This window comes from Myxococcales bacterium (assembly GCA_022184915.1).
Classification (GTDB): Bacteria; Myxococcota_A; Polyangia; order Fen-1088; family Fen-1088; genus JAGTJU01.
The window spans coordinates 430,511-455,029 of sequence record JAGTJU010000001.1; the positions used below are offsets into that span (position 1 = coordinate 430,511).

Here is a 24,519-nt window from a genome sequence, read left to right on the forward strand (position 1 = left end):
TTGGGTACGCCCAAGGCATCCGGCGGTCAGGCTGCCTCGAGAATTTTCGCTGTCGTTGCACGTGGGCAAGGGTAGTATACCGCGCTCCTGGCAAACCCTCGTATTCTCAGCAGAATGCCCGGCTCTGCTGATTGTGGCCGGGATTTGCGGCGTGGTATAAGGGTCGTTCTCATTGACCCCGACGCTCGAATTTCCGGAGGACCAACGTGGGGAAGTCCAAGGCGCCAAAACAGGACGATAACGCTCAGATGAGCCAGCAGACGAACGGACTTCCGGAGGATTTTCCCGCCGAAATCAACGAGCAAGTGGCTGCAGCGCTTGCCGCGGAGGGCGAGTCGATCGACAAGGCCATCGATGCCTGGAAGAAGGTCGTGCAGTCCGCACCCGCTGCGTGGGCGCCCCGGCGCGAGCTGGCGCGGGTCTACAAGCAGGCCGAGCGCTGGAAGAACTACGCCGACGTGCTCAGCGAGAGCGTGGACAAGGCTGCCTGGCCGTCCGAAGAGCAAAAGGTGTCTTTGCTCTGGGAGATGGTGGAGGTCTACCGCGACCGTCTGAAGCTCAACCAAAAGGTGATCTCGAGCTTCACCCAGATCCTCACGATCCAGCCCGAGAACGTCGCCGCGGTGGACGCCCTCGCCGAACAGTACGAGGCCATGAACCGATGGCCCGACGTGATTTCGCTCATGCGAAAGAAGGTCGAGGTGGTCGAGTCTACGGAGGAGAAGATCGCGCTGCATTTGCGGGTGGCGAACCTCTACCTCGAGAAGTTCTCGAACCAGGCAGAAGCCATCAAGGCCTTCGAGGCCGTCCTGGACCTCGATCCCGGAAACCGCCAAGCGCTCGACTACCTCAAGCAGATGTACGAGAAGCGGCGCGATTGGGACAAGCTTCTCAAGTTGCAGCTGTCCGAGATCGAACAGCTCTCCGACGCTTCGGAGCGGGTGCGCCGGTTGCTCGACGTTGCAAAGCTCGCCTCCGAACGCCTCAAACGGGCGCCTGTGTCCATCGAGCTTTGGGAGAAGGTGCTTGCCGAGGCACCCGATAACGCCGAGGCCTTGGCCGAGCTCGAGAAGCTTTACGAGCGCGAGAAGAACTACGAACGCCTGGCCGCCATCCTCGAACAGCGGGTGGGCCTGAGACTCACCGACGCTGATCCAGCCCAGGTGCTGGTGAAGCTCGCCACGCTCTACAACGACCGGCTCGAAAACAACGAAAAGGCGATCGCGACGTGGCAGAAACTGCTCTCGATCGATCCTGAGAACCGCAGGGCGCAAGACGCGGTCAAAAAGCTTTACCTCACGCTCAAAGACTGGGATGCACTCGAGCAGTTCTACGCGGCTCAGAACCGCTGGGACGAATTCGTCCGCGTGCTCGAAAGACAGGCCGAGACCGAAGAGGCTCCTGCGCGTGTAACCCTTGCGCTCAAGATTGGTGCCCTTTATCGAGACCGGCTCGAGCGGACCGATCGGGCCGTGCGGGCTTTCGAAAAAGCGCTCGAGGTGGACGTCAACAGCTTGGCTGCGGCACAGGCGCTCGAGCCCCTCTACGAACAGGCAGGAGACGCGGCAAGGCTTGCCAACGTCCTCAAAGTCAGACTGTCTCACACCACAGATCGCGCCGAGCGCCAGTCGCGCATGCTCCGGATCGTTGAGCTTCTGGATGGTGCAGGCCGCAACAAGTCAGGCGCAGCGGAGATGGCCTTGCAAGCCTTCGTGGAAGGCCCTGACGCAGGCTGGACGCGGGAATGGTGCGAGCGCCTTGCAGGCGAGGTGGGCAACTGGGAAGCCCTGGCGGCTACCTACGAGGAGGGCCTTGCGCACGCGGAAGGCGAGACCGCGCTGGCCATTCTCCGAACGCTGGCGCGGGTGTACGAACGTGAGCTCGTGGACGCCGAGGCCGCCATCGTGCGTTTCAAGAGGGTGCTCGATCGTGCACCCGATGACGAAGAGGCCGTGGATGCCCTTCAGAGGCTCTTCATCGCGACGGAGCGCTACGAGGATCTTCTGGCCATTTACGACAAGAAGCTGGCACTGGCCCACTCGGACGAAGAGCGGCGCGAGGTGCGTTTCAAGCTGGCGAGCCTCTACGAGGACGAGGTCAAAGACGCAGGCAAGGCCATCGCCGCATACAAAGAGATCCTGAGAGAGGTCCCTGAGGATCGCCACGCCCTCCAGGCACTCGATCGTCTGTATACGGCCACCGCCAACTGGAAAGAGTTGGCGACGACGCTCGGAAAAGAGCTGTCACTTTCGCACGACGAAGCCGGATCTGCCGACCTCATCTACAAGCTGGGGAAGGTCAAGCAGCAGCATTTGGCCGACCCGTCGGGCGCGACGGAGGCCTTCACGCGCGCTTTGGCGCTTGCGCCGAGCCACGAGGGCGCGCGCGCCGCCATGGAGGCCTACCTCGAGGATCCTACCTTCCAACTGGTGGCGGTGGCCGCGCTCGAGCCCATCTACGAAAAATCGCAGGACCTCGAACGCATGGCTGAGGTCCAAAAGATCAAGCTTGCGCACGAGTCGGACAAGCTGGGACGTGTGAACCTGCTGTTGCGGATCGGCGCCTTGGAGTCGGCACTCGACCGCTCCGCAGAGGCCTTCTCGGCCTACTCGGACGCGTTCAAGGAAAACCCGGCCTCCGGCAAGGCCCGAGCAGCCCTGCAAGATTTGGCGGGGGTCCTCGATCGCTGGCCGACCTTCGCCGGTTTGTACGAGGACGCGTTGGCGTCCGGGGGGATCGAGCCCTCGCTCGAACGTGAGCTGCTCACGACGCTGGCTGAGACCTACGATACGCGTCTGGACCGATCGGACAAGGCCGTCGAGTGCCTGCAGCGCGCTCAGGAGATTGCCCCCGAGGACGCATCGGCGCTCGACTCTCTCATCAACCTCTACACCCGCACGGAACGCTGGCCGGAGTTGGTCGAGACTCTCAAGCGCAAGGCCGAACTGGTGACGGATGCCGGCGCCCGCGAGGACGTTCACGAGCGCATCGCGACCATCGCGGAGGAGATGATCGGCAACCACGGCGAGGCGATCGCGGCTTGGAAGGAAGTGCTGGCGGAGAACGACGCCAGCGTTCGCGCGCTACGCGCCCTCGACCGGCTCTACGTCTCCGAGGGGCTCGACACGGAGCTCGCTGACAACCTGCAACGCCAGCTCGACCTCAGCGGCGAGCCCGATGAGGTGGTCACCCTTCTGTCGCGGCTCGGTCATCTGCGAGAGCGTCGCTTGGGCGACCTCGCCGCCGCGGTCGAGACCTACCGCCGCCTGCTCGACATCGAGCCTGTGCACGCGGAGACCATCACCGCGCTCGAGCGCATTCTGCCCAACCCTTCGTTCGAGCAAACACTGGCGGAACTGCTCGAGCCCGTGTATCGGGCGCGTGGCGACTTCGCTTCGCTCGTGCGTGTGATCGAGATCCAGATCAAGCACCTCACCGATGGGGCACAACGCTTGGCGCGCCTACAGGAGGTGGCTACCTGCTACGAGGACGGACTCGATGACCCGATGAAAGCCTACGAGGCTTTGTCGCGTGCGCTCGGCGAAGACCCGTTGGATGCCGAGAGCCAGCGACGTATCGAGCGCTTGGCTCGGGTGCTTGGACGCTTCGAGGATCTGATTGGGCGTTACCGCAAGCTGGTGGGGGCGGTCTCCGAACCGGAGCTCAAACGGGAACTCCTCCACAAAGTAGCCCAACTCGCCTCCCAGGAGGTGGGACGTGATGACCTGGCCGCCCAGGCCTACCTCGAAGCGATCGAGGTAGCCCCTTCGGACCTGGAAGCGGCCAACGCGCTCGAAGCGATCTACACGCGGCTCGGTGACTACCGTCAGCTTGTCGAGCTGTACCGCAAGAAGATGGACATGGTGCCGAACCCACTAGAGCGCAAAGAGCTCGGGTACAAGGCCGCTCAGATCTATGAAGAGATCCTCGAGACACCCGAAGATGCGATCGGTGCGTTCAAGCAGATTCTTGCCGTCGACGATACCGACGTGGGCGCGCTCGACAACCTCGAACGCCTGTATCTCCGTCTCGAGCGCTGGACCGATCTCAAGGACGTCTACAGCCGCAAGGCGGAGCTGTCGCAAGACGCCGGCGATCGGAAACGAAACCTGTACGTGCTTGGACAGGTGTACGATCGCGAGCTCGGCGATGCAGAGCGTGCCATCGAGACCTATAGCTCGGTGCTCGACATCGACGCGAACGACTTCGACGCCGTGCAGGCCTTGGATCGCCTGTACGCAAAGACGGAGCGTTGGTATGACTTGCTGTCGGTTTTGGAGCGCCAGACCGAGCTTTCGCCCTCCAGCGCCGAGATCGTCTCGCTTCGCTACCGCATCGGAAATCTCTGGCGCGATCAGCTGGGAGATCTGACCCGGGCCGTGGAGGCCTACGGGCAAGTGCTGGCGGTCGACCCCATGCACGAGCAAACGCTCGCCGCGCTCGAAGACATGATGGCCGAGGGGCAAGAGCCCATCTTGGCCGCCCGGGTGCTCGAGCCCATCTACGAGGGAACGAGCGATTGGGACCGCGTGGTCCACGTCTACGAGGTCATGGTGGCGCATACGCAGGACGCCCCCGCGAAGCTCGAGCTCTTGTGGCAAATCGCCCGCATCCAGGAACGGCAGCTGAATGATTTCGACGCTGCGTTTGGGGCCTACGCGCGCGCGTTGGCCGTGGAGCCCGCGAACGCCGACACGGTAGCGCACCTCGACCGCTTGGCGCAGGTCACCGCGCGTTGGTCTGACATGGCCGCGCTGCTCGAAGGGCAACTCGACAACATTCAGGAAACGCGTTTGCAAGTGGAGACCCTCCTGCGTGTAGCGCGCATCTACGAAGAGGAGACCCGCGAAGACGACAAGGCCATCGAAGCCTACAAGCGGGTGGCGCACATCGAGCCCGAGCGCCGAGATGGACTCGACGCTCTCGACCGTCTCTACAGCAAAGCTCAGCGGTGGGAAGACCTGGCCGAGGTTCTTCGCAAAGAGATCCGCCTGGCCAACACGGAAGAGGAGATCATTTCCTTCACGTTCCGCTTGGCGCAGGTGCTCGAGCTGGCGCTCATCGACATCCCTGGTGCCGTCGAGTGCTATCAGGACATTCTCAATGCCGATCCCGCTCACCCGGAAACCCGGGCCGCGCTCGAGAATTTGCTACGCGCGGGTACCATGCAGGGCGAGATCGCCCAGATCCTCGAGCCGCTCTACCGGCTCGGAGAAGAGTGGGAAAAGCTGGTCGAGCTTTACCAGGCCGAGCTTCAGCGGCTGCAGGGTGCGGGAGAAGTTCTTTCGTCGGCCAAGGACGAGCGCGCCAACTTGCTCCGGCGCTTGGCCGATATCGCCGAAAACAAGCTCTATGACCAGGTCGGCGCTTTCGACTGGTGGTGCCGTTTAATGCTGGAGGATCCTGCCAACGAGCAAGCCTTCGAGGAACTGCTGCGTTTGGCGCGTATCACGCACCAGTGGGAGATGTACGTAGGAACCTTGACCGAGGCCGCTCAGCAGGCGGCGGAGCCGGACGTGCAGCGCCAGGTGCTCTTGCAGCTGGCCAGCACTTACGAGACCGAGCTGCAGAACCTGCAGTCGGCGGAAGAGGTGCTGCAGGTCGTTCTGCACGGCAACCCGCAAGATCCGCAGGCTCTCGAAGCACTCGATCGGATCTACGAGAACCAGGGCGCCTACGAGCAACTGGCAGACGTCCTGCGCCGGCGGCTGGCGGTGACCGACGATAGCCGTGAACTCGTCGCGCTCAATCTCCGGCTGGGCCGGGTTTTGGGAGAGGTGCTCGGCGATACCGGGGCCGCCATTGCGGCCTACGACCAGGTGCTGGAAGCCGAGTCGCGCTCGCCCGACGCGCTCGAAGCGCTGGAGGGGCTCTACCTGCGTGCAGAGCGCTGGAACGACCTCTACAAGGTTTACGAGAAGATGATCGACATTGCGCCGGGCGACCAGGCGCTCTCCGATTGTTATGCCCGAATGGCCACGATCACCGCGAAGGTGTTCGAGAACCGTGAACGCGCGGTGGAGCTGTGGCAGCGCGTCCTCGACCTGCGCGGGCCCGACCTGGTGGCGCTCACGAATCTCGCGGATCTTTACGAACTGGCGGGAGAGTGGCGCGAGCTGACCGATATCCTCGACAGCCAAATCCGGGTGTCGGATGATCCTGACGTCAAGATCCCGCTCTACAAACGGCTCGGGCGGATCTGGGGCGAACATTTGTCTCGGGAGCGCAATGCCCTCGAGTGTTGGCTGGCGGTCCTCGAACTCGATCCAGGTGACGTCGAGGCCTTGCGGGCTTTGGCGGCGAACTATCGCGCCACGGGCGCGTGGGAAGAGCTTTCCGATGCGCTTCGCCGGCTCATCAACCTGGGCCCGCAGGTGCTGGGCGAGGATGAACTCAAGTCCCTCTACGCTCAGCTCGGCGAGCTCGAGGGGCAGACCCTCATGCGAACGGACGCAGCCATCGACGCCTGGCGGCAGGTGCTGGCCATCGATCCGGAAGACTTCCAGGCGATGGCGGCCCTGGAGGCACTGTTCACGCAGGAAGCGCGTTGGGAGGAGTCCGTCGAGATCCTCGAACGCCGGGCAGCTGCCTTGGCGGAGCCCGCCGACAAGGTCGACGTGCTGATGCAGGCGGCGAACGTGTGGGCCGATAAAATCGGCGATGGCGGCGCCGCGGCCGATGTGTTCGAACGCATTCTGCAGATCGACCCCTCGAACCATTCAGCGTCTGTGGAGCTCGAGCAGCTCTACCGCCAGCGCCAAAACTGGGAGCCGCTGGTGGCGCTTCTCATCGACCGCGCCGAGTACTTGGCGGAGCAGCCCCGGGAGCGGCAAAACGTGCTGTGCACCGTGGCCGAGGTCTACGAGACCCATCTTGGCGATCCCGACAACGCCTTCCAGGTGTTGGGCATAGCGTTCGAGATCGACTACTCGAACGATCGGGTCGCGGCGGAGCTCGAGCGGTTGGCCACTCAGGCAGGTAAGTGGAACGAGCTCGTCGGCCAGTGGACCCAAGTGGCGCAGGCGGAGGAGGATCCCAAGACGGCCGCTGAACTCTGGGTGAAGATTGCCCGGTGGGGCGACTCGGCTCTCCAGAATACCGACTACGCCATTCAGACCGCAGGGTATGCGCTGCAACTCGACCCGAGCAACTCGGGCGCGATGAGTGCGCTCGAGGACTTCTATCGAAAGACGTCCCTTTGGCCCGAGCTCGTGGGTGTGCTGCAGCGACACGCCGAAGTGGAGGAAGATCCCGAAAAACGGGTCCTCACGTTGACGGCTCTGGCCGAGACCTACGAGGTCCAGATGGGAGACGTGCCACAGGCCACGTTGGCATACGAGCGGGCTTTGGCCGGGGACGAGCGTTGTTTGCCGGCCATCGAGGCCCTCGAACGCTTGCACCGCCGCACGAACGCGTGGGATCGCCTGGTGGACGTGCTGACGAAGAAGTCTCACGTGGTCGACGACGCAGACGAAGCGATGCGGCTGTCTCTGCAGGCCGGCCAGATCTGGGAGACGCGGCTCGGCGACGATCGGCGTGCAATCGGCGCCTACAAAGAGGTGCTCATCGCCGACGCTCGCAACATGGAGGCGTTGAACGCGCTCGAGCGCCTGTACCACAAGACAGGCCAAATCGAATCGCAGATGGACATCGTCGAGCAGAAGCTCGAGGTGGCCGACGACACCTCCGATCGGCTCACGCTCCTGCAACAGCTGGCGCAGATGTGGGAGACCGACTTCCGCAAGCGCGACCGCGCGATCGACTGCCTACAAAAGTGTCTGTTGGTCGATGAGACCCATGTCCAGGCCTACCGCGATCTCGAACGGCTCTTCCGGGCAGAGAAGAGATGGGAGGATCTGGTCGAGAACTACCGCCGTCACATCTTGGTTACAGCTGATCCGGCCGAGCGCGCGGATCTCTACTTCAAGATGGGCTCGGCGTACGAGACGGAGCTCAAGGACTACGATCGGGCGATCGAGGCCTACGACGACGTGGTCTCGTTCAACCCCGAGCACGTGGACGCCCTGTGGTCTCTCTCCAGGCTCTACGAGTTGACCGAGAACTGGGATCGCGCAGTCGACGTGATGACGCGGATCGCGGGTTCGGTTCAGGGTGACCAGCGGGTCGAGCTGAACTTCCGTCTGGGCAAGATCTACGACGAGCAGATGCGGATGCCCGAGGCCGCCGAGCAATGGCTCTCCGAGGCCCTCGCGCTGGAGCCGGCCCACCTGCCGAGCATGTTGGCCCTGCTCCACCTCTACAAGGGGCGCGGAGACCACCTGAAGGCGGCGCAGCTCATGGTGCGGGCCGAGCAGCAGACCCGCAACGTGCTCGAGAAGGCACGGTTGCTCTTCGAGGCCGGGCAACTTTACCGCAATGAGCTTGGCAACGAGGATCGCGCTGCAGAACTCTACGCTCAGGTCATCGAGCTGGATCCCGAGCATGCCGAAGCGGCAGAGCCCCTCTCGGAGTTCTATTTCGAGCGGAAGCAGTGGGCCCCTCTGGTTCCTCTTCTCGAGATGCTGGCGCGGAAGCGGGATCGCCGCTCCGCGCGTGAGCTTCATCCGACCTACTTCCGCCTGGCGAAGGCCTGCGCGGAACTGGGCCTCGACGAAAAGGCGCTCAAGCACTTCAAGCAGGCCTACGATCTCGATGCCACCCATCTTCCCACCCTGCTCGGGCGGGCGGATCTGCTCTACCGACGCGAGCAGTGGGACGATGCTTTCAAGCTCTACCAGTCGATCCTGGCCCATCACCGGGACGCCCAGGGTGACTACCAGCTGGTCGAGGTCTTCCACCGGATCGGTCGCATCAAACTCAAGCTGAGTGACCGAGCGAAGGCTATCAACATGTTCGAGAAGGCGCTCGAGGTTCAGCCGGGGCACAAGCCCACGCTGGAGGCGCTGGTCGAGATCTATACGGCGACGGGGGACTGGGAGGCCGTCATCAAACAAAAGCGCGGCTTGCTGGTGAACGCAACGAGCGACGCCGAGCGCCTGCAGTTCTTGCAGGAGATCATCGACATCTACCTCACCAAGGTCGACAACAAGCAAAAAGCGATCGCGGCTTACCTCGAGGCCCTCGAGATCGAGCCGAACTCGATGAGCTTGCTGCACAAGGTGCTGGCGCTCTTCTCCGAGACCAAGCAGTGGAAGAAGGCGGTGGAGACCACGCTCAAGATGGCCGAGCTCGAGAAGGACAGGACCTTCCGGGCGAAGTACCTCGAGGCGGCGGGCAACATCACCAACTACGAGCTGAACTCGCCTGACGAAGCCATTGAGTTTTACAATCAGTCGCTCGATGAGAATCCCGACGACCTCAAGGTCTTCGAGCGCATCGACCGCATCCTCACCAAGAAGAAGGATTGGAAGAACCAGGAGCGCGCCTACCGTCGCATGATCAAGCGGCTGGGTACGGAGGTGCCGGTCGAGAAGCGGCCTGTTCAGGTGGCGCTATGGAACTCGCTTGGCGAGATCTACCGCTCGCGCCTCAAGGACCTGCCGGCCGCCATGCAAGCGTTCGAGGTCTGCGTGGGGCTCGAGCCCGACAACCTCAGGCGGCGCGAGATCCTGGCCGAGCTGTACGCGGTCTCCGGCGTGGAACACGGCGAAAAGGCCGTTCGGGAGTACCGGTACATCATCAGCAAGGCCCCGGACATCACACAGACGGGACCCCAGCTGCAGCTGCTGTGGCGCACGTACTCGGACGCGCAGGCCTACGACAAGGCGTGGTGCGTGGCTCAGGCGCTTACGTTCTTGCGTCAGGCCGACGAGAACCAGGTCCGCTTCTTCGAGCAGTATCGAGGCAAGGGGCTTCAAAAGCCGCGCGTGCGTGTGACGGAGGAGATGTGGCGCCGCTTCATCTTCCACCGGGACGAGGACTGGTACCTGTCCCAAATCATGGGGCTCATCAGCGAAGCCGTGCTGAGCGCCAAGATGACCGACATGAAGGTCTACAATCTCAAGCGCAAAGACGCGCGAGACATGACGGTGGACTCTTTGCAGTTCAGCAAGGTGTTCAACACCGTGACGGCGGCCTTGAACATTCAGCCGCCCGCCGTATTCCTTCGCGAGGAAAACCCGGGCGATATGCAGCTCTACCCCCTCTACGACAAGCAGGGGCCGATGCTGGCCGTCGTCGTGGGTTCGGCGCTGCTCCAGGGACCGACGGCGAAAGAACTCGGGTACTTGCTGGGACGGAAGGCGGCGCTTCTGCGCTCCGATCACATGGTCCGGTGGCCCACGGTGGTCGAGCAGGTCTCACAGCTCAAGGCGTTCGTCATCGCGGCCATCAAGCGAATCCAACCGAACGTGCCGGTGCCTCCTGAACTTGCAGCAGTTCTTCCGAGCTACATGGAGATTCTGAACGGAATCTCCCCCGCTCGCCTCGAACACCTGGCAATGGTGGTGTCGCAGCTCCTGCAAGCCAAGGCCGACCTGAACACCACGAAGTGGGTCAAGGCTGTGGACTTCACGACCACGCGGGCAGGCTTTCTGACCTGCAACGACCTCGAGGTGGCCGTGCGGCTCGTGCAGGCGGAGCCCATGACGATCGGTATGGCCGACCCGCGTGAAAAGATCCGGGACCTCATCGAGTGGTCCGTCTCGGAGGAGTACTTCACGTTGCGGCAGCAGATCGGGTTCAGCATTGGAAGCTGACCGATGTCTTCGTCAGTGACCCTGGCCGCCCTCGTGGCGGCCGCCGTCGCTGCGGGCCCGGCGCTATGGCTCGGCCGGTGGCGGCGGCGGCGGGACTACGAAGCTCAGGCGCGCTTCGAAGCCAACGACGAAGCGGAATCGCTTTGCCGCGTGGCGCGCGAGGAGGCGCGGCGTTTGGTTCTGGAGGCGGGGGTGCGTGCACGCGAAGAAGCGCTGGAGCGTCGCCGGGGTGCCGAGGCGCCCCTCGGGGCTCAGCGGCGCAAGCACGAGGCCCTTTCCCTGGCGGTAGCGAAGCGGGACGCGGCGCTCGCCATCAAGCGCACGGAGCTCGATCGGGTTCGGTCCCAGATGGAACGACGTGCAAAGACCGTCAAGACACGCGAGCAGGACGTGGCGGTGGCGCGGAAAGAGTTCGAGGCGCTCCATGAGTCCGCGCGCCGTGAGCTGGAAAGCCGAGCGGGACTCACGCGTGAGGAGGTGAAAAAGGCGCTGGTGGCCCAAGCGGTGGAGCAGGCTACGGCCGAAGCTGCGAATGTGGTGCGGGCCGCCGAGCAGCTTACGCCCGGCGCCGAACACGGCAGGATGGCGAAGCGCCTCATGGGGCTCAGCATCGGGCGCTTTCACGGCCACTACCTGACCGAACGGCACCTTTCCGTCATCTCCCTGATCGATCCCCGCAGGGGCCGTGCGAACGTACCCACCGAGGCCCTGGAGGCGATCGCCCAGGTGGCAGGCGTACACCTGACCCTCACGGACGAGCAAGACGCGGTTCGTCTCGAGGGACTCGACGGGGTGGGGCGCGAGGTGGCTCGGCGCAGCCTGAACCGCTTGATCAAGCGTCCTGCGCGCAACGCCGACGATGTCACGCGCCTGGCGCAGAACCAAAAGACGCAGCTCGACAAAGAACTGCTGGAGCTTGGTCGAAAAGCGTTCGCGGCACTTCAGATCCCACGCGCTCATCCCGAGATCGTGGATCTGGTCGGGCGGCTGAACTATCGGACGAGCTTCACCCAGAACCAGTGGAAGCACGCGGTGGAGGCGGCGTTCCTCTGCGGCATGATGGCCGAGGAGCTCAAGCTCGACGCCAAGGTGGCGCGGCGGGCGGCGCTGATGCACGACATCGGCAAGGCGCTCACCCACGAGATCGATGGCTCTCACGCGGTGATCGGCGCCGACATCGCGCGGCGCCTGGGCGAGTCCGAGCTGGTGGCCAACGCCATTGGGGCTCACCATACGGACGAGCCCTTCAATAGCCCCTACGCCTTTTTGGTCGCTGCCGCCGATGCCCTGTCGGGTGCGCGCCCCGGGGCGCGGCGGCAAACAGAGGACAATTACGTCGGTAAGATCGCCGATCTCGAGCGCATCGTGCGAGGCTTCCGCGACATCCAGGAGGCCTTCGCCGTTCAGGGCGGGCGTGAGGTGCGCGTGTATGTCAAAGAAGATCGTGTGGACGACCTGGGGGCGATCGACCTTTCGTCTCGGCTGGCGCAGACCATCTCCGACGAGATGACCTTCCCCGGACAGATCCGCGTGACCGTGATTCGCGAGTTTCGGGCCGAAGAAAACGCCGGGTAATCCTCATGCCTCCTGCTCTGTTTTACGCACTGGGCTTCGCGCTCGTGTTCTTTGGTGTGTTGCGGTTGGTGTTCCTTGGTCTCCGGGCGCCCAAGCCCACACCGGAAGAGCTGGAAGCTGCGCGCAACCAGAAGGTTGGCTTTGGCCTGTTGTCGTTCCTGGGCGGTGGCCGGGGCACCGCGGGCCGTCGCCACACGACCATGGGTATCCTTTGGATCGTGATGGGGCTCTACGTGATGTGGTCCGGCTATGCGCTAGGCCGCCGCCAGGCGGCGGAGGCGGCGAGGGAGAGCCGCCCGCGTGCCATCCGGGCTCTCGTGAATCCCGAAGGAGGGCCTCCGGCCCGTCCGTCCGCGGAGGGGCCCACGTTGAAAGCGTCGCCGCAGCCCTCGTCGCCGGGGGCGCCTGGTGAAACGCCGTGACCGGCGTGACACCGCTTACGAGCTGGCGGAGGTGTAGCTGCGCAGGGCGCGGAGCCAGGTGCGGCGCGCCAGCCACGTAAACACCAATCCGCCCGCCACACAGAGGAGGGCGTTCACCAGGGTGAGGCGTCCCAGCAGCGCCAGCGCTGGGTACGTGGTCATGAGCGCCAGCGGAAACACCACGGTGAAGAGCACCTGCAGCAGGCCGCGGAACACCGTGACGGGCCAGCGGCCCGCATCGAAGAGCGAGGTCATGAGGTAGCTGAGGTTGTCGACGCGCACCACGTAGAACGAAGCGCTCACCACGAGAATCCAGACGGAATAGAGCAACGCCACGGCCACCACCAGCAGCAATGCGGCCTTGGCCAGGGAGGCCACGCTGGGCGGGTGGCCCAGGAGAACGAAGGCGTAAACGAACACCGCCAGGGCGCCCAGCAGATCGACCATGCGCCAGGGCTCGAAGCGGGCGGTGGATACGAGGAATTGCGTGTCAGCGGGCTTCATCAGGATGAAGTCGAAGGTGCCGGTGCGGATCCCCTCCGTCACCAACGTGAGGCTGGGTGTGACGCCTCCCTCGAGGATGCCCTTGAGCAAGACGAACCAGCCGATCACGACCAGCGCGTCGGGGAAAGTCCAGCCGACCATCGTCTCCCTTTGCTCGAAGACGACCAGCAGGGGCACGAGGGTCACTGCGAGCCAGAACAGGGACATGATGCCCTTGAAGATGAAATCGAGACGGTACTGCATGGCCAGCGCCGCCGAGACGCGCGCCTGAACGGCAAGCAGGGCCCCGTATCGTCTGAACCCCTGCATCATCCACCGAAGGCGATGAAGCGTCGCAGACCCTGGCGCCAGGTCACGGCCGCGAGGCTTGCCATGCCCGCCACGAAGAGCCACTGGATGCCGAGATCGCGTGTGGCATCGAGCAGCGAGAGCTTGCCGATCCAGGTCTCTACCGGGAACGCCAACATGTAGCGAAAGGGCAGGGCTCGCGATAGGGGTGTGACCCAGGTCGGGAGCAGTTCGAGGGGAAAGAGGTAGCCCGAGAGCACGAAGTGTATGGCCAGCCACATGTCGAAGATCGATAAGGCGCTCTCGACGAACATCGCCAGCGAGCCGATCGTCAGCATCGTGAAGAACAGGATGAGCCAGGCGCCAAGCAGCGAAAAGGCGAACACGGCTGCTCGCCCAAAGCTGCCGAAGAGCAGCGGGTCTCCGCCCACGTAGATGAGTACGGCCACGACCGGTGAGACCATCAGCATGCGGATGGGAACGGCTGCGATGTGCTCGGCGCTGTATTGAACGAGCGGCGAGATGGGGCGCAAGAGGCGCGTGGCGAGAGCCCCCTGGCGGATGTCCATGGTCATCTCCCATACCAGCCAGTTGTTCGTGACGATACGAACCACCAGAACGGCCAGGTAGTAGGTGACGAAGTCCCTCTGCCCAAAGCGTCCCACCGGGCCGCTGGCGGCGACGGCCGTCCACAGACCCATCATCACGAGGGGCATGTTCGTGGTCAGGATCCACACGAGGAACTCGGCCCGGTACGCGACCATCTCCGCCAGCCCCACGCGCAACAGGGCGGGATACGCGCGCAGGCTACGCCACATCAGGGGACCTCGCCCGCCGCGCGGAATTGTCGACGTGTGCCTGCTGGAACAGCTCCCGCATCACGTCCTCGAGAGGGGGATCCTCGATTGAAAGATCGGCCACGGGCAAGTGGGCGAAGGCGTACTTGACGGACTCGTTCACGCGGTCGGCTGAAACCGACACGACCACCCGGCCTTCGTCGCGCGTCAACACCGTGCCCAGGGGCGTCACGGCCTCGAGCGTAACGGGCGAGGCCAGGCCTACCGTCAATCGCCGATCGGGTCGGATCCGGCGCACCAGGGTCTTGAGTTCCCCGTCGTAGATGAGGCGCCCCTTGTCGATGACCACCACGCGCGGGCACAGGGCCGCCACGTCTTCCATGTAGTGGCTCGTGAGCAGCACGGTGGCCCCGAACTCCTCGTTGTATTTGCGCACGAACTGGCGCATGCGGGCCTGCATCGCCACGTCGAGCCCGATGGTGGGCTCGTCGAGAAACAGAACCTTGGGCTTGTGCAGGAGCGCTGCCGCCAGCTCGCACTTCATGCGCTCACCAAGCGACAACTGTCGGGTGGGTTTCCCGATGAGGTCTTCAATCTCCAAAAGCTCGACCAAGGTCTTGAGCGTCTGCTTCGCTTCGTCTTTGGGCAGGTCGTAGATTGCCCGGTTCATGGCGTAGGTCTCTGACGGAGGCAGATCCCACAAGAGCTGCTGTTTTTGCCCCATCACCAGCGTGATGGCCTTGAGGAAGGCGACCTCGCGGGCCTGGGGCTTGTGTCCGAACACGCGGGCCTCACCCGAGGTAGGGTGCAAGAGGCCGGACAGGATCTTGAGCGTGGTGGTCTTGCCGGCGCCGTTAGGCCCCAAAAAGCCCACCCGCTCGCCAGCCGCGATCGAGAACGAAAGGTCGTGGAGCGCCTCGACCGTGCGGAACTCGCGGTGGAACACCGACTTGAGGGCGGCCCATACACCCGGCGGCCGCTTGTGGACGCGGTAGGTCTTGCTGAGGGACGCGAGCTCGATCACCGGGCGTCACACCTGGCTGCCCACGGGCCACAGCCACGCGGCCCCACGCACCCCGCTCGCGTCGCCGTGGGCGGCCTTGACGAGCTTGGTGCTGATAACGTCGGAGAACACGAAGGATGTCCAAAGGCGGGGCACCGATTCGTACAGTCTCGCGACGTTCGAGACGCCTCCGCCGAGCACGATCACGTCGGGGTTGAGGATGTTGACGATGGCGGCGAGCCCGCGGGCCAGGCGAGCCTCGAAGCGCGCGAGGGTGGCCTCGGCGCGTGCGTCGCCGTCCAGGGCTGCTTTGGCAATGGCAGCCGCCGACAGTTCTTGGCCCGTAACGCGCCGATGGTCCGACGCCATGCCCGTGCCCGAGAGGAAAAGCTCGGTGCAGCCACGCAGCCCGCACCAGCAAGGCGGCAGGGTCAGCTCGTCCGGCTCCGGCCAGGGCAGCGGCATGTGTCCCCATTCGCCGCTGACGCCATCGGGGCCCTCGAGGATGCGCCCGTCGACCACGATGCCTCCGCCCGTTCCGGTACCGAGGATCACCCCAAACACCACGCGCGGTCGTTCGCCCACGGGAGGAAAGTGTCCGGGCGCCGCGGCCCCGTCCGCTGCCTCGGAGAGGGCAAAGCAGTTGGCGTCGTTGGCCACGCGCACGCGGCGATCGAGCGCCGCCGCGAGATCGTGGTCGAGCGCCTTTCCGATGAGGGAAAGGATGTTCGAGTTCTTCACGAGCCCGGTGGCCGGGGAGATCGTGCCAGGAATCCCGAGGCCTACTGTGCCGCGAGCGCCGGTGGTCGCCTCGACCTCGGCTACGGTTGCGGCGAGCGCACCGATCAGGCTCTCGTAGGCGTCTTTGGGTGTGGGACGCCGAACACGGCACAGTTCCCGACCTGCATCGTCGATCGCCAACGCTTCAATCTTCGTTCCCCCGAGATCGATTCCAATCCGCATCATTCGTCTCGCATTGCCGGCAAGTGGTAGTCTTATGACAGATGCCCGTCTACGTGTCCGAGTACGCGGCCGAGCTCAGAACCTTGGGCCATCAGGTGTTCGCCGTTCGCTACCCCTGCCCAGTCCTCGTCGTCAAGGGGGTGAGCGGTAACTTGAAAGATTCGAGTGGCAAGGGGGGCACGCTGGTCACGGAGGACATCATGGACCACTTGCGTCAGGCGAGCCTCCTGATTGGCCGGGTGTTTCTTCTGCGCAAGGGGCGCGGGGCCGCTCCCGGGCCGGTGACGATTGGGCGTACTGCGGGCAACGACGTGCCGATTCCCGAGTATTCGATCTCGCAGCGACACTGCATGGTGCGGCTCGAGCTCCAAGGCGCGCTTCTCTCCGACACCGGCTCGACCAACGGCACGTTCGTGGATGGCACCCGGCTTTTGCCCCAAAAACCCGTGCTCCTCGGTGACGGCACCGAAATCACCCTGGGCCGCTTCGTGTTCGTGTTTCACACGGCAGCGGGCTTCTCGGCGATGCTCGCCACGCAATCCTGACAGGGGTGGCCTGCCGCGCGAGGCTCAGCGCCGGACGGGCTTCTGGGGAGTCCGGCGGGCGGGCTTTCGGGCTGCGTAGCTCGTTTCGTCGGAGATCGGCGGGCCGACGAGCGGCGTCCACCCCGAGGGCAACGCGGGCGCGTTCTGGGCGTAGGTGCTGCGTCCCTGCCAGGGGCGAGGGATCCAGGCGTTGTTCCAGGCCTCCTGCCGGGCCGGCTGGCGGGGCGTGGACCCAAAGGTCATGCCGTTGAGGGCCAAGGGATTCATGTGCATGACCGCCTGTCCCGCGAAAAAATCGAGGCGAAGCCACGACAGCTCCGGAAAAAGCCCGACGTCGAGGCGATCGGGTTCAGGCAGCATGGTGATCGCGAAGTCCTCGGGGCGGATGAACCGCTCGGGCCGCGAGACATCCTCGTCGGCGCGGTAGCCGGTCACGCCGCCGCCCACCCCCGTGTACACCCCAGGCATGGGGAAGCTGCCGCCGCTTTGCAGCCCCTGCCAGCGCAGGAACTGGCTGCGCCCTCCGGTGTACACCACCACGTGGTCCTCGCGGGGATCGCTGCCGCCCACACGAACCACTTCGTGGGGTTCGTGGGTGAACTCGTGGAAGAAGAACTGATAGCCCACGGGCCGGAACCCTTCGTCGCCGTCGAGGCGCGAGGGCCCACGCAAGATCACGTTGACGTGCTCCCAGTCGCCCTCGTGATGGTTGATCCACTCGTTGTAAGGAAAATAAAACCAATACTGAATCGCGAGCAGGCCCTTGGCGCGGTTGAACCAAAAGAGGTGGGCGTGCTGGGTGGGTGCATACTCGAACGCAGCGGGTGCGGCATGCTCGAGAGGGTCGCCGTTCATGATCGCGCGCCAGCGTCGACGCCAGGCTGAGACCCCCTGCTCCATGCGGTCGTCTCCTGGCGCATCGACGGCGTAGTGAATGCGGCGGCCGTCTGCGTCCGTGGTCGGCAGGTCTGACCAGTCGTCGTCGGCGAGTCTGCGATGCGGGAGGGCTTCGTATTGCCTGACGGTGCGGCCCTGCTCGTCCAGCACCCGTGCGGTCAAACCAGCCCCATCGGCCCACGCGTACCGAACGGGCACCGGCCAGATGTCTCGATGCACGAAGGCCATCGCCGGGTTGAACCGGCGCGCCAGAATGGCGCCTGCCGGAGCCGCCTCTTCGGCAGGGGTGAGCGTCGTGGGATCGGCCAGATCGGCCCAGGACACTGCGGGGGATGCATCGGTATGTGCCCTTTCGGCCCCGAACGCCGCGGGGTCCACCCGGGGAAACTCTGCGTGTGCCGGAGGCCCGCCGCCGCCTGCGAAGGCCACGGCCACGACGGCTAACGATACCGTGGGCCCGCGTCGAGACATGATAACTCTCTTCTCGAAGTCATCGCCCGCTCACCGAAGAGGCTTGAGCCTGCAGATCTCAAGGCGGGGCGGGGCGGATACGATAAGTATGACATGTTCCCTGCATGCCGTGTCGCCCCTGGCGGTTTCTGCCGGATCGCTCGGCTCTGGGTGTTGTCGGGCCTCGTCTGCGCGGCCTGCGCCTGCACGAAGGAGCGCCCTCAGCCCGTGCTCGACAATCCCGCGCCTCGGGTGTCGAACTCGTTGCGCGCACCGACGCCCGTCGAGCCTGGCAGCCCTCCACAGAAGGTGGGGCTGCGTGAACGGCAGTGGGGCACGAAGAAGCCCGACCTCGATCCCACGGTGCTCACCACGGTCCGCAAGGATGTGCTGGCTGCGGCTGCCAAGAGCCTCAACGAGGATCCCGAGGGGCTCAAGCGCTCGGACCTGCAGGCCGCGCTCGACGCGCAGATGGGGGCCCTGGCCAAATGCTTCGATCACAGTGACGTCACCAGCGTGGGGATCTATTTCGAGGCCGATCCGAGCGGCCAGGCGCGCGGCGTTCGTGTGCGGGGTGCGCCTGCGGAAACCGAGACCTGCGCCACGAGCGTCATCGAAAACCTGAGGTTTCCCGCGTTCAAGGGCAACCCGGTTCCCATAGATTTTCCCATCTCCATTCGCCGCCGGGTCGAGGCCGTCACGGCTCCGGGAGCGAAGGGGCCCGAGTGAAGGCCGCGGCTAGAACTCGGCTAGAACCGCATACCGCGTTTGGCGCGGAACACGAACCACTTGTACGTCAGATACGAAGCGCCGCCGGCGGCGGCCATACCCAAGATTGGCGCGCCGGCCACGGTGAAGAGCACCGCGGATCCCGCCCAGGCTCCGAGCGCCCAGTAGCCTTTTTTCTTGGCGACTTCTTTGTCCCTCACTATCAAGCTGCCCATGGCGTTCCCTAACCAGGTAGTTAGCACGGAGGCGCCCGCCGGGCCACGGCGCCCCCCGGCGGTGCCGGGCCACAGGCCTGACAGCATGGCGAAATCACGCAAGAAACGTGTCGGCGCTTCGACTCAGTAAGGCTTGTAGGCCTTCACCTCGTCGATCGCCGAGCCCAAGAGTGTGTTGATGCGCTTTTTGAGAGCTGCACGTCGATCGTTCGTGCGGTACACGGCCCGTGCCAGGCTCACGAAGCGCTCGCCGAATTCGCAGGCGCGCTCGCAGTCGCGGAGTTGATCCTCGATGTCCCACAAGGTGGCGTTCACCTTGCGAAGCTCGTCCGCGGCGTGCTCGAGGTCAGGGCTCGGGGGAACGGCTTGGCGGCGCCGCGCCTCGAGGAGCCCCAGCTCGAAGCAGACCCGATCCCGCGTCTCGGGATCCGTGATGCGCTCGGCCTTGATCTCGAGGATGGTGATCTTGTCGATGAGCTCGCCCGGACTGACGTCGATGGTTACGGTCAAGGCCCACGTCTCCTCACCCCTTGCATCGGCGCGCGCCGGCGCGAAGTTGAGCGGCCACCCGGGCGAGCGGTCGAGCCCCCCTTGGCTCAGCGCCCGGCTGCTTGGTTCGAAAGCGCGTGCGCGACGCGCGCGAGGGCGCTTGCCCAATCGCCGGGCGCCGCTTGACGAAAGAGCTGCAGGGACGGGTAAAACGGCGATCGGGTTCCCCGTTCCTGCCAGCGCCAGTCGGGAACGTGCGCGAGCAGCAGCGATGTGGGGCGTCCCAGCGCGCCCGCCAGGTGAGGCAGGGCCGTATCGGTGGACACGAGGCCATCCACGTTCATCAGAAAGGCAGCGGTGTCGATGAACGCTTCGGGGCCCTCGTCGAGGCGCGCTCCCCAATCCTCGATGGCGGCGAGGCCTCCTTCCCGCGCCAAGGCGGCGAGCTGCTCGCGGCCGTGGTTTTTCTGGACGGACAGCCAACGCACCCGGCCCCCGGCCTGGGCGACGAGGGGGGCGAACGCAGCCAGCGGCGCTGAGCGGCGGGCATCGGCCTGATACTGGGGGTTGCCTTGCCAGGCCACTGCCACGCGGAGCCGGCCGTCGGCGGGTCCGAGCTGCGCGGCCCACTCAGCCACCCGCCGAGGCTCGGCTTGCAGGTACGTTGCGGGCGCGAAGAGCCGTTCTGGCAGGGGGCCGCACACGTGGGGAAGGCTGAACAGCGGTACAAAAAGCTCAGCGCGGGGCCAGGGCGCTCCCGGCGCCACCACCTCGTCCACGCCCGGAACGCTGCGCAGCAAGCTGGCCAGCCAGGGGCGCCCGGGTGGGAACCCCCGCGGAGGCACCACGGTGACCCGGCCCGTGAGAGCCCGTGCGCAGGCGGCGTAACGGATGAACTGGAGTGTATCGCCGAGACCTTGTTCGCAGACGAGCAGGAGGTGGGCGTCCGGGGCGGGCTGACCGCCCCACAAGCGTGCGCCCCCGGGAGCCTCCAGCGTGCCCTGGGCGACCTGGTGCGCGCGGTCGGCGGCAAAGCCCGCGAAACCTTCCGCCCACCGCCCGCGATAGCACCGCAGCTGCGCGAGATTGAACGCCGCCACCGTAGGGCCCGGGGCCTCGCGACAGGCGGCTTCGAGTTCGGCCTCGGCCCGGTCCGTCTGACCGAGCTCCTTGGCGGCGGTCGCCAAGCTGATGCGGGCGTTCGTCTGGGAAGGCGCGAGCCGCAACGCCTGCTCCGCGTGAGCCTGCGCCTCGGCGAAGTGCCCGGTTCTTACCAGGGCGCGCGCTGCGAGCTCGTGGAGGTGCGCGGCGTCTTGGCGTTGGCTCGCGGCCCGCACGAAGAGGCGAGAGGCTTCCGCGAAGGCCCCGGCGGCCGCCAGCGTCGAGAACAGGTTGTGGGCGTGTCCGGGTTCGTCGGGGGCTTCCGTGAATGCGCGCTCGTGGAGGGTGCGCGCCTCTGCGAGGCACCGACCGCTTTCCTCACCGGCGAGGGCGCGTTGCCGCAGCAGGTTTCCGAGGGCCGCCTGAGCCTGCGTGGTGCGCGGGGCGTCATGAAGGACGCTGCGCCACAAGCTCTCGGCCTCGACGAGGTTCCCGAGGGCGCGGTGCGAGAGCGCCAGATGGTGGCGTACGGGCACCGACGAGGGGGCCGCGGTGTACGCGTCCTGCAGGGCCACCACGGCGCCCGGGTGGTCATTGCGGCTTTGTAGGGCGACGCCCAGCACCAGGGCGGGTTCGGCATCTCCCGGTGTCATCGCGGCGCGTGCGAGCGCCTCGGCCGCAAGGGCATCTCCGCGGGCCAGCGCTGCGAGCGCCCGGCTGTGCCAGTCGTGGTTCATGGCTTGTCGAAACGCCGTCCGGGTGCATGGCTCCGGTCGGGCGGTTGCCAGGCGCGTGGCACGCAGAGCTTACCTTGGGTGCGCCCCGCGGCCTAGAATTCGGAAAAGCCCACGGCCTGAATTACACTCGTCCGAGGAGGGGTGTTCATGGCCGAGGCGTGTGCGAGGCAGTCATCGTGAGCCCGACGGGGATGACGAAGATCGCGTGCGAGGCCCTGCGGGGGCTTCGTGACCAGGGGGCACCCGATGGCCTCGGGTGACGAAAGGGCGCAAGGCCCCTTTGCGCCGCCCCCGGTGCCGCTGCCCGCTGCGGCCAGGCCTGTCATCGAGGGGCCGCCGCCCGCGCCGCCCCTGGTCGGCATTCCGGCGCCCCCGCTGACAGCGCCCGCGCGCATCGCGCCGCCCACGACGGCCCCCGGCACGGGAAAAACGGGCAGGTTTACGGGGAAGGTGATGGTGGCGCGCAAGTCGTCGTGGCCCGCTTGGCTTGCGCCTTTAGGGCGCGTGGCCGCTTGGGGGCGTGAACGCGTGCCCCCTGCCGCGCGCCCGGTGATCGCCCGCTATGGCGCAGGGGTGTTGGCATGGGGTGTGGGGGTGCTGTGCGGTCTTTGGTGGGCGCCCGGTGCGTCCCCGCCACGGCCTGCCCCAGCGCGCGCAGCAGCGACCCCGGCAGCCGGCGCAGAGACGGCCGCCGCGTCTCGGGAGCCGCGCCTCGCACCCGCGCGGGTCGACCCGGCCCCAGCCGCTCGTGCGACCTGTTCGGTCCAGCTTTCGACGGACCCGGCCGGGGCAGTCGTGGTGTGGGGGGACGAAACCCTCGGCGAAACGCCGCTGCTCGATACGCCCGTGCCCTGCGGGCGGGCCCTGGTGACCCTGCGCAAGGACGCCTACGAGCCGATCCTGGTGACGATGACCGCGACGCCGGACGGTCCGGTGGTGTTCTCCACGCCGCTGCTGCGGCCGGAGGCCGACGTGGAACTGGTGAGTGAGCCACCGGGGGCGCAGGTGTTCGTCGACGATCGCCTCGTGGGTGTGACCCCCGCACGGGTGGCGCTCCGGCAACTCGAGACGGTCCAGCTGAGGCTGGAGAAGACAGGCTATCGTCCTTTGGCGCGTGCGCTGCGACCCACCTCGGCCGAGCGGCGCGTGCGCTTCGAACTTGCGCGGGCCCGCGACCCACGCGCGCGACGCGCGAAGCGCGCGCCCTGACGTCGGAGCGCGGGTGGGCGCGAGGTGCGGGCCGGTCAAGGCCTGTGCCGGATCCGCCGAGTCTGGCGAGACGTGACGGCGACGCGTAGACAGGCCTTGCACAGGCTTGGCCGAGCCTGGGTGGTGGCGGCCGCAGGGGGCGGGCTCGTACCCGGCGCCGCATTCGGCAGTGAGCCCCGTGCGCTCGACGTCATCTGCAACCGCGAGCTGCCTTTCGCGAAGCTCTCGCGCGAAGAGGTCGCCGCCATTTTCACGCGCGCCATTCGCGTATGGCGGGGCAAGGACGTGCTGCGGCCCTTCAATTTCAGGCCCGCTACACCCGAACGCCTGAGCTTCGACCAGGTGGTGCTGCAGATGGATCCCGACCGCAGCGCGCAGTTCTGGATCGACAAGTTGGTGCGGGGTGAAGGGGAGCCCCCCCGCAAGGTAGGGGATGCGCGGACCATGGTACGCGTGGTCGCGGCGTTGCCCGGGGCACTTGGATACCTGGCGCCCGAGCACGTCGACGCCACGGTGCGGGTGGTGGCGCGCATTCGTGAGGGACAGGTGCTGGGGCCATGACACGCAAAGGGTTGCCAACCTTCGGACTGGTGATGGCCCTGCTGCTGGGAGGGGGCGGTCCCGCGCGGGGCGAGCCCGAAGCGCCGCCGCTGACGACCGATGTGCTCTCTGCGCCTGTCCCGTCCCCGTCTTCGGCAGGCCAAGCCGAGGAGGATGACGAAGCCGCTCGGATCCTCCGAGAGGTCACCGCTGAAACCGCCACCGACGCAGAGCCGGGGCTCGTCGCCGAGAGCGAACCGCGGCTCCTGGTGTACGGCTTTCTCGATGCGGGCCTTCAACGATACGTGCCCCGCGACGAGGACACGCGGGCTTTGCTGGTGACGCCCGAGTCGACCTTCGTCTCGGGCAACACGAACGTGTACTTCGACGTCCGGCCGGTGCGCGGCTGGCGGGCGCTCGTGGAGACGCGCTTGACCTTGTTGCCCCATGGTGACTACCAGTACGCGGGGCTTGGCCCGGCGACCCGCACGAACACACGCATCCTCGATACGACCAGCCCCTCGGGCCGCAACGTGGTGCAGCTAGGGGGCGTGGTGGTCGAGCGCTCTCAGATCGAGTACAGCTTCAACGACGCCCTCAACGTGCGTGTGGGGTACTTTTTCACTCCGTGGGGTATCTGGAACGTGGACCACGGTACCCCCACGTTGATCTCGCTGATGATGCCGGCCTTTCTCGTTCAGGAGGCGATCCCCCAGCGGCAGACCGGGCTCGAGGTGTACGGCCGCTGGAATGGACCGCCCTGGCAAGTTTCGTACGCGGCTTACGCCTCGAACGGCCGTACGTCCACGCTCTTCGATCTCACGGACGATAAGGCGTTGGGGGGACGCGTGGTGGCGAGCCGCCTGGGGGCCGCGGCCTTTGCCGTGGGGCTTTCGGCTTACAGCGGGACCTCCGGCGACGAAACCAAGCGACTGGTCTTGAACGCCGCTGGCCACCCGACCTTCGAGGTCAGCAAGAGGTTTGCGTTCATCGAGCAGATGGCGGGACTCGACCTTTCCGTGGACCTGCGGGGCCTGCGCCTGCGGCTCGAGGGCGTGTACCGGCGCACACGCTACGACGAGGGGCTGCGCGAGGCCTCCGTCCTGGTGCCCGGGGCGTTCCTGCCGAACTTCGATTCATACTTCGGCTACCTCATTGCGGCGTATCGGTGTGGGCGGCACTTCGAGCCTTACGTTTACGCCGAGTACGGAGACGGGGGGCTCCGCAACAACGTCGTGGATTCCGGGTACACGGTCTCGGGGGGGCTCAACATCTATTTCACTCCGTATACCCAGCTGAAGACGCAATATGCGGAGGTTCGCTTCGATAACTTCTCCGGGTCCGATCATCGCCTGGGGTTCTTTACGTCGCGCCTGGTGCTTGCTTTTTAGGAGCGT

The 24,519-nt window shown here is 65.7% G+C and carries 16 protein-coding genes; 8 read left to right on the forward strand and 8 right to left on the reverse strand.

Translation table 11 applies throughout. The features are described from left to right. The first annotated feature begins 248 nt into the window (after positions 1 to 248). The 3 genes from KA712_01910 to KA712_01920 are packed head-to-tail and all read left to right on the forward strand — an operon-like array spanning position 249 to position 12,655. Positions 249 to 10,658, forward strand: a complete 10,410-nt coding sequence (locus KA712_01910) for a tetratricopeptide repeat protein (protein ID MCG5051693.1) — start codon at positions 249 to 251, stop codon at positions 10,656 to 10,658. A 3-nt stretch (positions 10,659 to 10,661) separates the two neighbouring features. Next, on the forward strand, positions 10,662 to 12,233 hold the full coding sequence (locus KA712_01915) for an Rnase Y domain-containing protein (protein ID MCG5051694.1): 1,572 nt from the start codon (positions 10,662 to 10,664) through the stop codon (positions 12,231 to 12,233). 5 nt (positions 12,234 to 12,238) lie between these two features. Beyond that, entirely contained in the window at positions 12,239 to 12,655 is a 417-nt protein-coding gene (locus KA712_01920) for a hypothetical protein (GenBank protein MCG5051695.1), read from the forward strand. 15 nt (positions 12,656 to 12,670) lie between these two features. On the opposite strand, the gene KA712_01925 is transcribed toward KA712_01920, so the two are convergent. The 4 genes from KA712_01925 to KA712_01940 are packed head-to-tail and all read right to left on the reverse strand — an operon-like array spanning position 12,671 to position 16,210. Further along, on the reverse strand, positions 12,671 to 13,468 hold the full coding sequence (locus tag KA712_01925; GenBank protein ID MCG5051696.1) for an ABC-2 family transporter protein: 798 nt from the start codon (positions 13,466 to 13,468) through the stop codon (positions 12,671 to 12,673). Beyond that, positions 13,468 to 14,265, reverse strand: coding sequence for an ABC-2 family transporter protein (locus KA712_01930; GenBank protein ID MCG5051697.1), 798 nt, complete (start codon positions 14,263 to 14,265; stop codon positions 13,468 to 13,470). The genes KA712_01925 and KA712_01930 overlap by 1 nt, the downstream gene beginning before the upstream one ends. Then, a complete protein-coding gene (locus tag KA712_01935) occupies positions 14,255 to 15,268 on the reverse strand; it encodes an ATP-binding cassette domain-containing protein (protein ID MCG5051698.1) in 1,014 nt (337 codons plus the stop codon). The genes KA712_01930 and KA712_01935 overlap by 11 nt, the downstream gene beginning before the upstream one ends. A gap of 6 nt (positions 15,269 to 15,274) precedes the next feature. Then, positions 15,275 to 16,210, reverse strand: a complete 936-nt coding sequence (locus tag KA712_01940) for an ROK family protein (protein MCG5051699.1) — start codon at positions 16,208 to 16,210, stop codon at positions 15,275 to 15,277. A gap of 41 nt (positions 16,211 to 16,251) precedes the next feature. On the opposite strand from KA712_01940, the gene KA712_01945 reads away from it, so the two are divergent. After that, positions 16,252 to 16,755 (forward strand): FHA domain-containing protein, encoded by a 504-nt coding sequence (locus tag KA712_01945; GenBank protein MCG5051700.1) that lies wholly within the window; start codon positions 16,252 to 16,254, stop codon positions 16,753 to 16,755. A 24-nt stretch (positions 16,756 to 16,779) separates the two neighbouring features. Here KA712_01945 and KA712_01950 read toward each other — a convergent pair whose 3' ends face one another. Then, the gene (locus KA712_01950) at positions 16,780 to 18,123 is read right to left on the reverse strand and encodes a hypothetical protein (GenBank protein ID MCG5051701.1); all 1,344 of its coding nucleotides are present in this window, start codon (positions 18,121 to 18,123) and stop codon (positions 16,780 to 16,782) included. A gap of 93 nt (positions 18,124 to 18,216) precedes the next feature. Between KA712_01950 and KA712_01955 the strand changes: the two genes are divergently transcribed. Further along, complete coding sequence (locus KA712_01955) at positions 18,217 to 18,831, forward strand: hypothetical protein (protein MCG5051702.1); 615 nt, start codon at positions 18,217 to 18,219, stop codon at positions 18,829 to 18,831. A 20-nt stretch (positions 18,832 to 18,851) separates the two neighbouring features. Here the strand turns inward: KA712_01955 and KA712_01960 are convergent, their stop codons facing one another. The 3 genes from KA712_01960 to KA712_01970 all read right to left on the reverse strand — a co-directional run bounded on the left by KA712_01960 (position 18,852) and on the right by KA712_01970 (position 21,373). Then, positions 18,852 to 19,046 carry a hypothetical protein gene (locus KA712_01960; protein ID MCG5051703.1) on the reverse strand — a complete coding sequence of 65 codons (195 nt, stop codon included), beginning with the start codon at positions 19,044 to 19,046 and terminating at the stop codon, positions 18,852 to 18,854. 123 nt (positions 19,047 to 19,169) lie between these two features. Then, the gene (locus tag KA712_01965) at positions 19,170 to 19,556 is read right to left on the reverse strand and encodes a hypothetical protein (GenBank protein MCG5051704.1); all 387 of its coding nucleotides are present in this window, start codon (positions 19,554 to 19,556) and stop codon (positions 19,170 to 19,172) included. An 86-nt stretch (positions 19,557 to 19,642) separates the two neighbouring features. Beyond that, positions 19,643 to 21,373, reverse strand: coding sequence for a tetratricopeptide repeat protein (locus KA712_01970; GenBank protein ID MCG5051705.1), 1,731 nt, complete (start codon positions 21,371 to 21,373; stop codon positions 19,643 to 19,645). A gap of 246 nt (positions 21,374 to 21,619) precedes the next feature. Here KA712_01970 and KA712_01975 point away from each other — a divergent pair, with 246 nt between their 5' ends. The 3 genes from KA712_01975 to KA712_01985 all read left to right on the forward strand — a co-directional run bounded on the left by KA712_01975 (position 21,620) and on the right by KA712_01985 (position 24,513). Further along, positions 21,620 to 22,582: a PEGA domain-containing protein gene (locus KA712_01975; protein MCG5051706.1), complete on the forward strand. Its 963-nt coding sequence runs from the start codon at positions 21,620 to 21,622 to the stop codon at positions 22,580 to 22,582. Positions 22,583 to 22,654: 72 nt separating this feature from the next. Then, positions 22,655 to 23,143, forward strand: coding sequence for a hypothetical protein (locus KA712_01980; GenBank protein MCG5051707.1), 489 nt, complete (start codon positions 22,655 to 22,657; stop codon positions 23,141 to 23,143). Beyond that, positions 23,140 to 24,513 (forward strand): hypothetical protein, encoded by a 1,374-nt coding sequence (locus KA712_01985; GenBank protein ID MCG5051708.1) that lies wholly within the window; start codon positions 23,140 to 23,142, stop codon positions 24,511 to 24,513. Before KA712_01980 ends, KA712_01985 begins: the two co-directional genes overlap by 4 nt. Positions 24,514 to 24,519 lie beyond the last annotated feature (6 nt).

Excerpts from the sequence above, each read along its gene's own strand:
- KA712_01910 (MCG5051693.1), top strand. The coding sequence starts at position 249 with ATGAGCCAGCAGACGAACGGACTTCCGGAGGATTTTCCCGCCGAAATC.
- KA712_01915 (MCG5051694.1), top strand. The coding sequence starts at position 10,662 with ATGTCTTCGTCAGTGACCCTGGCCGCCCTCGTGGCGGCCGCCGTCGCT.
- KA712_01920 (MCG5051695.1), top strand. The coding sequence starts at position 12,239 with ATGCCTCCTGCTCTGTTTTACGCACTGGGCTTCGCGCTCGTGTTCTTT.
- KA712_01925 (MCG5051696.1), bottom strand. The coding sequence starts at position 13,468 with ATGCAGGGGTTCAGACGATACGGGGCCCTGCTTGCCGTTCAGGCGCGC.
- KA712_01930 (MCG5051697.1), bottom strand. The coding sequence starts at position 14,265 with ATGTGGCGTAGCCTGCGCGCGTATCCCGCCCTGTTGCGCGTGGGGCTG.
- KA712_01940 (MCG5051699.1), bottom strand. The coding sequence starts at position 16,210 with ATGCGGATTGGAATCGATCTCGGGGGAACGAAGATTGAAGCGTTGGCG.
- KA712_01945 (MCG5051700.1), top strand. The coding sequence starts at position 16,252 with ATGCCCGTCTACGTGTCCGAGTACGCGGCCGAGCTCAGAACCTTGGGC.
- KA712_01950 (MCG5051701.1), bottom strand. The coding sequence starts at position 18,123 with ATGTCTCGACGCGGGCCCACGGTATCGTTAGCCGTCGTGGCCGTGGCC.
- KA712_01955 (MCG5051702.1), top strand. The coding sequence starts at position 18,217 with ATGTTCCCTGCATGCCGTGTCGCCCCTGGCGGTTTCTGCCGGATCGCT.
- KA712_01960 (MCG5051703.1), bottom strand. The coding sequence starts at position 19,046 with ATGGGCAGCTTGATAGTGAGGGACAAAGAAGTCGCCAAGAAAAAAGGC.
- KA712_01970 (MCG5051705.1), bottom strand. The coding sequence starts at position 21,373 with ATGAACCACGACTGGCACAGCCGGGCGCTCGCAGCGCTGGCCCGCGGA.
- KA712_01975 (MCG5051706.1), top strand. The coding sequence starts at position 21,620 with ATGGCCTCGGGTGACGAAAGGGCGCAAGGCCCCTTTGCGCCGCCCCCG.
- KA712_01985 (MCG5051708.1), top strand. The coding sequence starts at position 23,140 with ATGACACGCAAAGGGTTGCCAACCTTCGGACTGGTGATGGCCCTGCTG.